This window comes from Isoptericola sp. NPDC019482 (assembly GCF_040632295.1).
Taxonomy (GTDB): domain Bacteria; phylum Actinomycetota; class Actinomycetes; order Actinomycetales; family Cellulomonadaceae; genus Isoptericola.
In genome coordinates this window covers 1-1,104 of record NZ_JBEYBQ010000080.1, presented here as the reverse complement: position 1 = coordinate 1,104, position 1,104 = coordinate 1, and the positions used below count along the sequence as shown (strand labels likewise).

The window sequence follows — 1,104 nt, the reverse complement described above, 5'->3', positions numbered from 1 at the left end:
TGTGATGTCCAGGGAGGTTGTCCCGATCTCGTGACGACGACACGGAATCGGGTTACCGGATGACGAAGGCCTCCGGTTGTGAAGTGGAGCTGTCGAGGAACCACTTCCACCAACCGGAGGCCTTCGTGTCCCACGCTAACGCCCTGTTGACCCCGAAGACGCGACTGCGTCTGGCAGTGCTGATCGTCGAGTCCGGCTGGACCTACACGGCCGCGGCGAAGATGTTCATGGTCTCGCCACGCACCGCGAGGAAGTGGGCCGAGCGGTATCGGAGCGAGGGCGTGGCCGGGATGGCCGACCGCAGCTCGCGCCCGCACCGCAGCCCGTCCAAGACGCCGCAGCACCTCGTCAAGCAGATCGTGCGGCTGCGCTGGAGGCACCGCCTCGGGCCGGTCCAGATCGCTGGCATCCTCGGCATGCCGGCCTCCACCGTTCACGCGGTCCTGGTGCGCTGCCGGATCAACCGGCTGTGGCGCATCGACCGCGTCACCGGCGAGCCATTGCGCCGCTACGAGCACGACCACCCCGGATCGATGATCCACGTCGACGTGACCAAGTTCGGCAACATCCCGGACGGTGGCGGCTGGCGCTACGTCGGTAAGCAGCAGGGCGACCGCAACCGCGCCGCCACCGTCGAACGCACCGGCACCCCACGCAGCAAGTGGCGCGATCCAGTCATCGGCCGGGCCTACGTCCACACCGTCATCGACGACCACTCCCGCGTCGCCTACGCCGAGATCTGCGCGGACGAGAAGGCCACAACAGCGGTCGGCGTGCTCGAGCGGGCCGTGGCCTGGTTCGCCGACCGCGGCGTGAGCGTCGAACGCGTCCTCTCGGACAACGGACCCGCCTACAAGTCCCACGCCTGGCGGGCCGCCTGCACCAGCCTCGGCATCACGCCGAAGAAGACCCGCCCCTACCGGCCCCAGACGAACGGCAAGATCGAGCGGTTCCACCGCACTCTCGGCGATGGCTGGGCCTACGCCCGCTTCTACGCCTCAGAAGCCGAGCGGCGCGCCGCGCTGCCCGGATGGCTGCACTTCTACAATCACCACAGGCTCCACAGCGCGATCGGCAACCAGCCGCCGGTCAGTCGGCTGACCA

At 68.6% G+C, this 1,104-nt stretch carries 1 protein-coding gene; it reads left to right on the top strand.

Features of this window, described 5'->3' with window-relative positions; genetic code table 11:
* Window positions 1-125: 125 nt before the first annotated feature.
* On the top strand, window positions 126-1,104 hold a 979-nt coding region (locus ABZ493_RS21755; protein WP_430584199.1), incomplete at its 3' end, for an IS481 family transposase.